At 45.2% G+C, this 12,007-nt stretch carries 13 protein-coding genes; 10 read left to right on the top strand and 3 right to left on the bottom strand.

Annotated elements, in window-relative coordinates; all coding sequences use genetic code 11:
- The first annotated feature begins 287 nt into the window (after positions 1-287).
- The 4 genes from K5609_RS19550 (at position 288) to K5609_RS19535 (ending at position 4,624) form a co-directional block, all read left to right on the top strand.
- The gene (locus tag K5609_RS19550; protein WP_221075082.1) at positions 288-1,391 is read left to right on the top strand and encodes an ABC transporter ATP-binding protein; all 1,104 of its coding nucleotides are present in this window, start codon (positions 288-290) and stop codon (positions 1,389-1,391) included.
- A gap of 86 nt (positions 1,392-1,477) precedes the next feature.
- Positions 1,478-2,737, top strand: a complete 1,260-nt coding sequence (locus tag K5609_RS19545; RefSeq protein ID WP_221075081.1) for an ABC transporter substrate-binding protein — start codon at positions 1,478-1,480, stop codon at positions 2,735-2,737.
- Positions 2,738-2,791: 54 nt separating this feature from the next.
- On the top strand, positions 2,792-3,784 hold the full coding sequence (locus tag K5609_RS19540; protein ID WP_221075080.1) for a carbohydrate ABC transporter permease: 993 nt from the start codon (positions 2,792-2,794) through the stop codon (positions 3,782-3,784).
- A 9-nt stretch (positions 3,785-3,793) separates the two neighbouring features.
- Complete coding sequence (locus K5609_RS19535; RefSeq protein ID WP_221075079.1) at positions 3,794-4,624, top strand: carbohydrate ABC transporter permease; 831 nt, start codon at positions 3,794-3,796, stop codon at positions 4,622-4,624.
- Positions 4,625-4,684: 60 nt separating this feature from the next.
- Here the strand turns inward: K5609_RS19535 and K5609_RS19530 are convergent, their stop codons facing one another.
- Entirely contained in the window at positions 4,685-4,924 is a 240-nt protein-coding gene (locus K5609_RS19530) for a GlsB/YeaQ/YmgE family stress response membrane protein (protein WP_040307223.1), read from the bottom strand.
- Positions 4,925-5,118: 194 nt separating this feature from the next.
- Between K5609_RS19530 and K5609_RS19525 the strand changes: the two genes are divergently transcribed.
- The gene (locus K5609_RS19525; protein WP_221075078.1) at positions 5,119-5,730 is read left to right on the top strand and encodes a GNAT family N-acetyltransferase; all 612 of its coding nucleotides are present in this window, start codon (positions 5,119-5,121) and stop codon (positions 5,728-5,730) included.
- Positions 5,731-5,745: 15 nt separating this feature from the next.
- Positions 5,746-6,372, top strand: coding sequence for a DUF1349 domain-containing protein (locus K5609_RS19520; RefSeq protein ID WP_246611902.1), 627 nt, complete (start codon positions 5,746-5,748; stop codon positions 6,370-6,372).
- Positions 6,373-6,390: 18 nt separating this feature from the next.
- On the opposite strand, the gene K5609_RS19515 is transcribed toward K5609_RS19520, so the two are convergent.
- Positions 6,391-7,404 (bottom strand): LacI family DNA-binding transcriptional regulator, encoded by a 1,014-nt coding sequence (locus tag K5609_RS19515; protein ID WP_221075077.1) that lies wholly within the window; start codon positions 7,402-7,404, stop codon positions 6,391-6,393.
- Between the two features lie 248 nt (positions 7,405-7,652).
- Between K5609_RS19515 and K5609_RS19510 the strand changes: the two genes are divergently transcribed.
- From K5609_RS19510 to K5609_RS19495, 4 genes are all read left to right on the top strand, one after another.
- Positions 7,653-8,999: a class II 3-deoxy-7-phosphoheptulonate synthase gene (locus tag K5609_RS19510; RefSeq protein WP_221075076.1), complete on the top strand. Its 1,347-nt coding sequence runs from the start codon at positions 7,653-7,655 to the stop codon at positions 8,997-8,999.
- A 124-nt stretch (positions 9,000-9,123) separates the two neighbouring features.
- The gene (locus K5609_RS19505) at positions 9,124-10,017 is read left to right on the top strand and encodes a DMT family transporter (protein WP_221075075.1); all 894 of its coding nucleotides are present in this window, start codon (positions 9,124-9,126) and stop codon (positions 10,015-10,017) included.
- Between the two features lie 176 nt (positions 10,018-10,193).
- A complete protein-coding gene (locus tag K5609_RS19500) occupies positions 10,194-10,724 on the top strand; it encodes a hypothetical protein (RefSeq protein WP_221075074.1) in 531 nt (176 codons plus the stop codon).
- A gap of 44 nt (positions 10,725-10,768) precedes the next feature.
- On the top strand, positions 10,769-11,314 hold the full coding sequence (locus K5609_RS19495; RefSeq protein ID WP_221075073.1) for a hypothetical protein: 546 nt from the start codon (positions 10,769-10,771) through the stop codon (positions 11,312-11,314).
- On the opposite strand, the gene K5609_RS19490 is transcribed toward K5609_RS19495, so the two are convergent.
- Positions 11,311-11,922, bottom strand: coding sequence for a LysE/ArgO family amino acid transporter (locus K5609_RS19490; RefSeq protein ID WP_221075072.1), 612 nt, complete (start codon positions 11,920-11,922; stop codon positions 11,311-11,313). The two genes, K5609_RS19495 and K5609_RS19490, sit on opposite strands and share 4 nt — an antisense overlap.
- Between the last annotated feature and the right edge of the window lie 85 nt (positions 11,923-12,007).

Below are 12,007 nucleotides of genomic sequence, written 5' to 3'. Positions count from 1 at the left end.
AGCCTTTCTTTAGACAGATAATTGAGTTTTTTTTGGCGGATGTTCCCCGCCAGTTCAGTGGTTTTAGCCAGTAAATATTATGTTTTATAGTTTAATTGTTGCTATTTGTCATGATACTGGCTTTTTTTATGACAGGCCTCAAATCTTAACCTTTATTCGTTTGAAGACCTTTTCAGGCTTAGCTAAAGTTGATTCCAAGAAAGCGCTTACATGGGATTTGAAACGGAGCGAATCTGTTGGCTCATATTAACGCCTCTCCACATTTAAACTTATGGAAATGAAACATCATGGCAGCAGTTACATTTAATAATTTGAAAAAACGTTTTGGTAAAACGGAAGTAGTGAAAAGCTTCGACTTGCACATTAATGATGGCGAGTTTGTAGTTTTGCTTGGCCCTTCTGGTTGTGGTAAATCAACAACGCTAAGAATGCTGGCTGGCTTGGAAGATATTTCAGATGGTGAAATCTTCATCGCCGATGAACTCGTTAACGACCTACACCCAATGGAACGTAACATCGCCATGGTGTTCCAAAGCTATGCGCTATACCCACACATGAGCGTTGAGCAAAACATTGCCTTTGGTTTGAAAATGACCGGTGTTGCCAAAGAAGAAATTGCCAAGCGTGTTAAATACGCGGCAGACATGTTGGAGCTAACACCTTTACTACAACGTAAGCCTAAAGAGTTATCTGGTGGTCAACGTCAACGGGTGGCAATGGGCCGCGCAATGGTACGTACTCCAGAAGTATTCTTATTCGATGAGCCTTTATCTAACCTAGATGCCAAGCTTCGTGGCTCGATGCGCGCTGAGATTAAAACTCTGCACGACAAACTAGGCACTACTACTCTCTATGTAACCCACGACCAAGTGGAAGCCATGACTTTGGCAGATCGTATCGTAATTCTTAAAGACGGTTACATTGAGCAAGTGGGCACACCAAAACAAATCTTTGAAGAGCCAGCCAACAAGTTTGTGGCCTCATTCATTGGTGCACCAGAAATGAATATGATCCCAGCAACCATTAAGAAAGCTGGCACAGTTTCTAGCTTGGTATTTTCCGACCAACACATCGACTTACCTGCGATGTACAGCGAAGACAACCAAGTATGTACCTTGGGCATTCGTCCAAGTGACCTGTATCTACATCAACGTTCTATTGAATCAGAAACCATTGGTAGCGTAAAAGCTGATGTTATCGGCGTCGAGCTTCTTGGTTCTACCTACCACGTGCAGTGTGAGCTGGATGGTGCACGCTTTATTGCAGAAGTAGCAATAGCTGACGATGTGAACGCTGATATGGAAGATAAAGTGGAGTTGTTCTTCGATATCTCGCGGATCCACTTGTTTAACAATGAAACCGGAAAGGCAATTTTGCCAAAAATGAACTAGTTACTCCCAGCGCTTGTAAAAGCGTAGGCGCACTAGCCAATTGCGACATTGAATAATAATAAAGTTCATGTACTTAGGAGAATAGGATGTTTAATAAAAAGAAACTTGGAACAGTAGCGTTAGCCCTAGGCACTACGCTGGCGTTAACCGCAACGTCAGCATGGGCAAAAACTACCCTAACAGTTGCTTCATTCCCAAGCTTTGACCAAGCGGTAAACTCAGCAATTCCGCTATACAAAAAGCTTCACCCAGAAGTAGAAATTAAATTAGTTTCACTTGCATATGGTGACCACCACAATGCAATGACCACTGCTCTAGCGACCGGCGGTAATCTGCCTGACGTAATGGGTATTGAATATGGCTACATTGGCCGCTTTGCTGCTTCTGGTGGCTTGGAAGATCTGCGTGCCGCTCCTTACAGCGCAGAGCAATACGAAAAACTATTCTCTAAGTTCACTGTTCCACTAGCTACTGGTGGTAGTGGTACTTTGGCAGCTATCCCAGCCGATATTGGCCCAGGTGCTTTGTTCTACCGTGAAGATATCTTAGAAAAAGCGGGTGTAACTAAAGAAGACCTAACTAAAGACTGGGATTCTTACATTGCTGCTGGTAAGAAAATTAAAGAAGCGACAGGTTCTTACTTGGTATCAAGTGCTACCGACATCAAAGACATTGTAATCCGCAGTGGCTTAAAAGATGGCCAAGGTATCTACTTTGATGCAGACAACACCATCACTGTTGAGTCAGACCGCTTTAAAGAAGCTTTCCGTTTAGCTAAAGCTGTTCGTGAAGCAGGTATCGATGCTCAAGTTGGCGCATGGAGTTCTGAGTGGACTGAAGGTCTGCGTCGCGGCACTATCGCTTCACAAATGATGGGTGCTTGGTTAGGCGGTCACTTAAATGGTTGGATTGCCCCAGAGAGTAAAGGTTTATGGCGTTCATCTCACCTACCTGCTGGCGCATATGCAAGCTGGGGTGGTTCGTTCTACGGTATTCCTAAGAAAGCTAAAAACAAAGAAGCAGCTTGGGAATTCATTAAGTTCATGACGCTAAATAAAGAAATGCAAATTGCTGCATTCCGTGATTTAGACGCTTTCCCTGCTCTTATTGAAGCTCAAAACGATGATTTTGTTAATCAACCAATTGAGTACTTAGGCGGCCAAGTGGCTCGCGTAGAGTGGAAAGAAGCTGCTGACCGTATTCCAGCAATGGACGTACACAAGCATGATCCAGTTGCTGAGCAAATCGTAAATGATGCCTTAGAAGCTGTACTAGAGCGTGACGCTGACATTGACACTGTGTTGGCTGATGCTGCGAAACAAATCAAACGTCGCGCTAGACGTTAATATTAACACTGAGGGAGCTCGCCTCCCTCTCTTTCTTTTTGTCGGGAGTTAAAGATGTCTTCTGTCGAGTCTGCCGTAAGACCACCAGTAGTTAAAAATAGAAAGCGGACCCTAAAGCAGCGACTAAATGCTAGTGGCTATAAGTGGGCTCCTTACGTATTTGTTAGTCCATTTTTTGTTATTTTTGCTGTGTTTGGGTTATTTCCCTTACTGTTTTCTTTATTTCTATCGTTTCATTACTGGGAGCCGGCTGCTGGTTTAGGTGCCATGGAATGGGTAGGTATCGAGAACTTTACCTTCACCTTAACCGATGATTGGTTCCAAACATCTGTTTACAACACTATATGGATCGCCTTAGCTGCGGGTATTCCCCAGCATGTGGTGGCTATTCCATTAGCTTATTTCTTACATACCAGCTTTAAACGCAGCCGTAACACGGTAGTGGGTATGTACTTCTTACCTTTCATTACCTCGTCGGTGGCGATTTCATTGGTATTCACTACCTTGTTCTCGCGTGACTTCGGCATGATTAACATGCTATTTACCTCGGCGGGTAACTGGACAGTTGGCGACATTCAACCTCTGGCTTGGTTATTCCCAACCGCCAACATTGATTGGAACCGCCCTGAATACACTAAAACCATGATTGCTTTCGTAGTGTTCTGGCGCTACGTGGGGTGGAACACCGTATTGTACTTATCTGCAATGCAAACCATTCCAAAAGATTTATATGAAGCGGCCACTGTGGATGGCGCTAAACGTTGGCAACAATTCTGGTACATCACTGTGCCTATGCTTAAGCCGATGATGTTCTTCGCGGTAACCTTAACCATTATTGGTAACCTGCAGTTGTTTGAAGAACCGTTCATTATTACCGGTGGTACGGGTGGTATTGAGCAAGCAGGTAAAACTGCCGCAATGCACATGTACATTACCGCATTCGTAGAGGGTGACTTTGGTACTGCATCAGCTGTCTCTTGGATTCTGTTTGCTTTGATTGCCTTCCTCACCTGGGGTAACAACAAATTGCTCGGTGAGAAGAAGTAGGACCGAATTATGAATAAATTAACTAAAAGCCATATCATTGCTTATTTCATCGTGGGGATGGGCTCAATTATCATGTTGGCCCCGTTCTACTTCATGTTTGTATTTGCAACGCATACCAACTCGTCGATTTTGTCGGTGCCACCCCCAGTGTGGTTTGGTGGAGAGTTCGTTAACAACGTAGGCATTTTGTTAGACGCACTACCGTACTTTTGGCACAACATTGGTCTAAGTTTTTACGTAGCTCTAATTACTACAATATTGAACTTGTTCTTCTGTTCTTTGGCTGGCTACGCATTTGCGATGTTTGAGTTCAAAGGCCGTAATGTTATGTTCATTTTGATTATGGGCACCATGTTATTGCCACCGTTCTTGGGCATGATTCCAACCGCTTTGATTATGTCTAAGCTGGAATGGATGAACCAACCACGTGCGCTGTACATTCCAATGGCTTGTGGTGCTATGGGTATCTTTATGATGCGCCAGTTCATCTCAAGTGCGATTCCAAAAGAGCTGATCGAAGCGGCTCGTATGGATGGATGTAATGAGTTTGCTATCTACTGGCGTGTAGTTGTGCCACTAATTACACCAGCCTTTGGTACGCTAGGTCTTATTACCTTTATTGGTCAGTGGAACAACTTTATGGGCCCATTGGTAGTAATGAACGACATGAAGATGTTTACCGTGCCGCTAGCACTGCGTGCTCTGCAAGGTACTGGTCAGGTACCATGGGGTGCAATTTGTGCCGGTGCAGCTATTGCTGTAGTACCACTAATGATCTTGTTTGTGATGACTTCTCGTAAGTTGATTGACGGCCTAACAGCGGGTGCTGTAAAAGGTTAAGCAAGTTCTTGCAGTAAAAAGCCAGCTAATCAGCTGGCTTTTTTATTGCTGCTGGTAGGCTTATTTTTTCACAATACTAACGATGTAGAGCAATATTACTGCGCCCACAACTGCAGTAATCAGTGAACCCAGCATGCTGGTGCTACCAAAACCCAGTAGCCCAAAGACAAAGCCGCCGATTACCGAGCCAACAATACCCACCACAATATTGCCAACCACACCAAAGCCGCCACCTTTCATAATGTTGCCTGCTAGCCAACCTGCAACAGCGCCAATCAGTAACCAAATAATAATGCCCATAATGATCCTTAGTTTGTTGTGAGAGTTTGCTTGTCACAGCCAACAACGGTGAGTGGCAATGCTGCAATTACTAGGCTTAAGTGTAGTCAAAGCGCTAGTGATTGCAGGCAAATTTGCCGTTGGAATTTTTGCTTTCTATTCATCTTGTTGCGTATTAATCTGAGCATTAATAAATAGCCAGTTGGGAGGGCGAAATGGACCGGCAACCTTACTTAATTGAGACTGAGCTAAGTGGCAAGGATGTGGTGCTCACACCTTTGTTGCGTAGCCATCGAGATGCTTTGTTAAGCGCCGAAGTCGACGGCAACTTGAGTGAGTTGTGGTATACCAGCGTTCCCAATGTCAGAAATATCGACAGCTATATAGATAATGCCTTATTGCAAAAGCAGCAAGGGCGAGCTTTGCCCTTTGTAGTGCTGGATAAACACAGTCATAAATTGATTGGTGCAACCCGTTTTTGCAATGCCGATGGGCTGAATAAACGCTTGGAAATTGGCTATACCTGGTACGCTAAAAGTTACCAGCGTTCGGCGGTAAATACTCAATGTAAGTTGCTGCTGTTAGGCTACGCGTTTGAGCAGCTTGATTCGATTGCAGTAGAGTTTAGGACCCACTGGCATAACCAAGCATCGCGCGCCGCGATTGCCCGTTTAGGCGCGAAACAAGATGGCGTTTTGCGTAACCATAGTGTGGATGATCAAGGGTGTTATCGTGACACGGTGGTGTTTTCAATTACCAATCATGAGTGGCCCACGGTTAAGCGAAGCTTACAACACAAGCTAGCGCGCTATTCGCCAAGGGCCTAAGCCAGTAGGAGTGAAATGATGAAAGACTTTTCACAGGGGCAATGGATTAACCGCCCTAAGCAATTTGTTTTAGACGAAACCCAGTTAGTGATCGAAACTGACGCTAACACCGATTTTTGGCAGCGCTCTTATTATGGTTTTCGTAATGACAATGCACCAGCCTTACTGATTGAGCGAGCGGATAACTTTAGCTTGAGTGTAAAGGTGAGTTTCAACTACCAAGCCCAGTTTGATCAAGCTGGAGTGATTATTTACCTCAACGACGAAAACTGGTTTAAAGCATCGATTGAGTACGAAACAGCTAGCCTGTCGCGCTTAGGTTCGGTGGTCACTAACTTAGGCTACTCCGACTGGGCGACTACCGATATCGCCACCCCGCAGCATATTTGGTATCGGCTAAGTCGCCGTGGCCCGGACTTTTTGATTGAGTACGCTAAAGATGGGATTAACTACCAGCAAATGCGTATTTTTCATTTACACCAGCTTGGCGAAACCCTAGCAGAACAAAGCGATCCGCCTGCTGCTGCAAAGTGCTCTGTTAAAGTGGGTTTGTATGCCTGTAGCCCTTTGCAATCATCGTTTAAGGCTCAGTTCGAAGACCTAAACTTGGGCAGCTGTGAGTGGCGCGCTCACCCACTGTAAAGCCTTTAGGAAAGGTGCTTAGGCTTTAACCGGGCCTGTGCTTTGGCGTATTACTAGTTGGGTGGGCAGTAATACGCGCACTTGCTCAGGTGCTTGTTCTTTCAATTGCTGCATTAATAAGCTCACCGATTGTTCGCCTAGCTCTAGGCAGTCTTGCGCCACGGTAGTCAAGGGTGGGTTATAAAATTCGCTGTCTTCGTGATTATCAAAACCTACTACAGAAATGTCTTCCGGCACCTTAATATGGCGTTCGTTCAAGGCTCTCAATACCCCTAAGCACATCTCGTCATTGGCCACCAACATGGCAGTAAAGTCGTGGCCTTCATCTAACAAATCTAAAGTAGCTTGATAACCGCTACGAGCATTCCATTTACCATCAATGGTATGTACCGGTTTTAGCCCGGCATTTTCTAAGGTGTTTAACCAACCTGTTTCACGCCAATGAGCCACACAGGTGTCTTCGGCACCGTTAATTAGGGCGATCTTGGTATGGCCTAAATCGATAAGGTGCTGCGCAGCGAGGCTAGCCCCGCCAACTTGATCATGAGATACCTGCAAGGCTTCGCTGGTTTTATCAAAGTCGATGAAGATGCAAGGGGGCAAATTACCGCGTTCTAGAATCTGTTTGATCATCGTGTGGGTTACCGAAGTATTGATGATCAACCCATCTACCTGTTGACCAAGCAGTTCGTCGATAGCTTGGTTGCAAGCATCTGGATTTAGCTCATTCATGGTTGAGATTGATAAGGTGAAACCTTGCTTCGCTGCTTCTTTACGAATGCCTTCTGCAATTTTAGAAATAGCGTGTAAGGAGATATCAATTGAGACAAATCCTAAGGTGAGAGACTTGCGACGCGCCAATTGTTGAGCCATGCGATTTGGCAAGTAGCCAGAATCGGCAATCGCCTTCTCTACTTTTATGCGTGTCTTTTCAGCAACTTTGGGTGACTTTCTTACCACGCGAGCTACCGTTTGATGCGATACACCGGCTGCTTTGGCTACGTCTTTTAGAGTTGCTGATGTTGTTTTCATAGCGTTTGTGAGTTTGTTTATCTTATTGATCATGTTAACAAATGTGTTTTGTAGCCCCTACGGACTAAGAGCTAGATTTGGATAAAAATGTGAACTGTTTCAGTTGTTTTTTTTTGTTGTGATTTACGTTTTATTGTTGCGACCAAGTAATAAAAAATTAGGCCAACATAAAAAAACTAAAATTAGCGCTTTTCATGTGCTCTAGAATGCCTATTATGGGGGTTTTAGAGCACTCTCGGGAACGCAACATGACGCAATGGACACCCTCAAGCTGGAGAGACAAACCAGTAAAACAACTACCTACTTACCCTGATCAAGAAAAGCTTCAACAAACCGAGAAGTATTTGGCTGATCAGCCACCGCTAGTTTTTGCTGGTGAAGCGCGCGCTTTACGTGAAGATCTAGCCAAAGTAGCCAAGGGTGAAGCATTTTTACTACAAGGTGGTGATTGTGCTGAGAGTTTTGATGAGTTCCGTACCAGTCATATTCGCGATACGTTTAAAGCATTAATGCAAATGGCCGTGGTATTAACCTTTGGCGGTCAAAAGCCAGTAGTTAAAATTGGCCGTATTGCTGGCCAGTTTGCTAAGCCTCGAAGTGAAGACATGGAAACCATTAATGGTGAAAGCTGGCCTTCTTACCGTGGTGACATCATCAACGCCATCGACTTTAATGAGAAAAGCCGTGTGCCAGATCCGCAGCGTATGGTAGACGCCTACAACCAATCTACTTCAACGCTAAACTTGTTGCGTGCTTTTGCCCAAGGTGGCTTGGCAGATTTGAACCAAGTTCATAAGTGGAACTTAGACTTCATTAAGAAGAGCCCACTAGGTGAGCGTTACGAAGCTTTAGCGGGCAGCATTGAAGAGTCACTAGCCTTTATGAGTGCCTGTGGCATTAACCCTGCTACTGCTCCTCAGCTGCGTGAAACTAACTTATATACTTCTCACGAAGCCTTGTTGCTTCCTTATGAGCAAGCTTTAACTCGCTGTGACAGTTTAACCGGCAAGTGGTACGACTGTTCGGCGCATATGTTATGGATTGGCGATCGTACTCGTCAGATTGACCATGCACACATCGAGTTCCTACGTGGCGTAGAAAATGCGATTGGCTTAAAAGCCGGTCCAACTACCGATCCTGAAGAGCTATTGCGCATTATCGACATCATTAACCCTAACAACGAAGCGGGTCGTTTAAACTTAATCGTACGTATGGGCGCAGATAAAGTGGCAGACCACTTACCTGCGTTAATTCAAGCGGTTGAGCGCGAAGGTAAAAATGTGGTGTGGAGCTCCGATCCAATGCACGGCAATACCATTAAAGCGCCAAATGGTTACAAAACGCGCCGCGTAGACGACGTACTACGTGAAGTTCAGCAGTTCTTCCAAATTCATAAAGCCGAAGGTACTTACGCGGGTGGTGTTCATTTTGAAATGACTGGCCGTAATGTGACCGAGTGTGTTGGTGGAGCCTTCCAAATCACCGAGCATGATTTAGCCCAGCGCTACCACACTTACTGTGACCCACGCTTAAACGCTGACCAAGCATTGGAACTTGCCTTCCTAATTGCGGATCACATTAAAGCAGCACGCTAAGCAAGTTTGCTGTTGATTAAAGCCGCCTTCGGGTGGCTTTTTTTGTGGCTAAACCATTATCGGGTCGCTTGTTAATTTAGTTTGTTGCACACTGCATTTTTCTCTCATGGATTAGGAACCGCAAATGGAATTAGCTAGCGTTATCCGCTTGTTACTGTTGTCGGCAATTTGGGGTAGTTCGTTTTTGTTTATGCGCATTGCTGCTCCGGTACTTGGCCCGGCAATGTTAATAGAGCTGCGGGTAGGTTTTGCGGCCTTGTTTTTATTGCTGGTGGGCTACTTATTAAAAAAGAAGCTGCACCTTAAGCAGCACTGGCGCCACTATTTCATCTTGGGCTTCTTTAATTCTGCCTTGCCGTTTCTATTGCTGGCTTACGCGGCACAAACCTTGTCGGCTTCGTTGCTATCTATTCTTAATGCCACCGCCCCGATTTGGGGAGCAATAATCTCGGCCCTATGGCTGCGTCAAGCGCTACCCAGTAAAAAGGTTCTAGGTTTAGTTATTGGCGTGGTGGGGGTTGCCATACTTGTTGGCTTTGACAATGCCAGCATTGAACCAGGGGCTAAGTTGGCCATTGCTGCCTCGATTGGTGCGGCGGTCTGTTATGGCATTGCCAGTAGCTATGCGCATTCGGCTAAATCGGTAGAGCCTTTTGCCAATGCCCATGGTGGCATGTGGGCATCCACCATTTTGGTGCTGCCAGCGCTGTTGTTCTTTCCGGTGCATGAAACACCAAGCAGCAACTTATTGCTATCGGTGGTGTTTTTAGGCGTGGTTTGTAGTGGTGTGGCATACTTGCTCTACTATCGCCTAATTAGTGATGTTGGTGCATCGTCGGCGTTAACGGTTACTTTCTTAATCCCTATTTTTGGTATTTTCTGGGGCAGTATGTTTTTGCAAGAAAGTATTGGCTGGAGCACAGTAGTGGGCACCTTGGTTATCTTGCTGGGGACCGCCTTAGTCACCGGCTTTTCACCTCGACAAGTGTTTGCGGCGCGTAAATCAAAATTGCGCTAAGCAATAGGTTGAGGTCAAAACTAGTAATAAATCAAAGCCATAACCATACTTAAGTTCGAGCTACTACTAGAAAGACAAAGGGCTTGAAGCAGGTCTACTAGGCTAACGCTGCTATCCACGCAAGCTGCTATTGCTAGCTTTTTCGGAAGGCTTATTGCGAATTTAGGGAGAGAGTTATGGCTTGGTCAATCACACGCACCCAAGTGTTGGTTTCTATTGGATTGCTATTCAATGTGGTGGCTGCGCTAATGACCAACTTTTATATCGATCGAGTCAGCCAAGACGCCCACAAATTGGTACAGCAACAAAGCGCCAATGATAATTTGATTAGACAAACCTGGTTACAAATAGATGCCTTAGAGCGCAAACGTGAGCTAATTTTAAGTTTACTCACCAGTGCTGCTCACAATCAGCAAAGTATTCCTGCTCCGGTGCAAGCTCTGCTGCAAAACGATCTTAAGTATTGGTTAGACATGGCCGTGCTACCTAGCCTTGAGCTAGAGAATCTTCCGCAGTTGGATGAGCAAATTGCCAAGGTGCAAGATCAGCAACGTAACCGAATAGATAACTGGTACTTACAAAACCTCGATTTGATGGATGATTACACCGAGCAAATGGGCTGGATATCTAGCCTACGTAACTTAGCCTTGTTTCTGCAAATTATTGGCTTAGCGCTAATTTTAGCCAGAGACTTAAGTAGGCATTGATACCCATCACACTAACTCGTTAATAGCAGTAAAGGAGTGACGCCATGGCCGATGTAGGGCATCAAGAACAGCTAGATACTATCGATAGAATTAGCGTGAGCCTCTATCGTGTTGGTTGGTTATTACTGTGTTTTAGTTTTGCTGCTGCGGCCTATAAAGCCTTGGTGCTTGGTGTGATGTGGCAGCCCTTGTGGTTATTGGCTGCAGCCATTGCATTACAAGCCTTTAATTTACACTTATATAGCAAAGCTATTCGTTATTTGGTGCAAGGGGTTGCGTGGCTGGGGCTATGGTTAGCAATGGCATTTTACCTGTGGCATTGGCCGGTGCTTTCTCATGCCGCGCTGGCTTGTTTCTACTTGGTGGTAGGTGCCTTGGCATTTAAAGAGAGCTTTTGTTTTCAATTAGGCTGGCTTCGTTGGTTAGGCGCCTTGTTAATTGTTGACTACCTACTGCGTTTTAGCCCTTTTCTAAGCTTGCGTGGTTTGTTGTTATTGAGCATTGCAGCGTTGGCCATTTATATTGCTTACCAGAAATGTCGCCAGCCAATGCATTACGACATCGGCAAGCGGGAGAACTATCAAATTTAGCCAAATACAAACTTGAGCAAGTAAATGGCTAAACCAAACATCATTAAACCAATTAAGCTGTCGATAACTTGCTGGGCGCGCGGCTTGGCTAACCAAGGGGCTAATTTGGCTCCCAGTAGCGCTAAACCAAAGAACCACAGAAATGAAGCACTCACTCCGCCAGCTACAAACATTGGTCGCTCTTCTACGCTAATGTTGGCAGCAAAACCACCCAAGATAACGATGGTGTCGATATACACATGTGGATTTAAAAAAGTAAAGGCGCAGCAGGCCAATACAATGGCTTTCAGCTCATGTTTAGCTTCACCTTGCTCTAAGCTACTTTCGCCCTTCCAAGCACGCTGCAAACATTGAAAGCCATACATCATCATAAAGCCCGCACCTAGTATGCTGATGCTGTAAAGCAGCCAAGGGTAAGCGCTAAATAACTGGGCGCCGCCCCATACGCCCAAGCACATGAAAAACACATCGGCGATTGAGCAAAGGCCTGCCACAAGTAGGTGATGACGACGACGGATCCCTTGGTTCAGTACAAACGCATTTTGCATACCAATAGGCATGATTAGGGTTGCCATTAGGCTGAGGCCGGTGAAGTAGCTTGTAATCATTAAGATAGGCTCTTTAGAAACAGTGGCAGGACTATACCCAGAAGATCTGCTTTAATATAACTAATAAATTTAATGCTGGATAAGT

Origin of the sequence: Agarivorans aestuarii (genome assembly GCF_019670125.1) — a bacterium.
Classification (GTDB): Bacteria; Pseudomonadota; Gammaproteobacteria; order Enterobacterales; family Celerinatantimonadaceae; genus Agarivorans; species Agarivorans aestuarii.
Note: the sequence above shows the minus strand (reverse complement) of the source record. Positions and strands in the feature narration are given on the sequence as shown.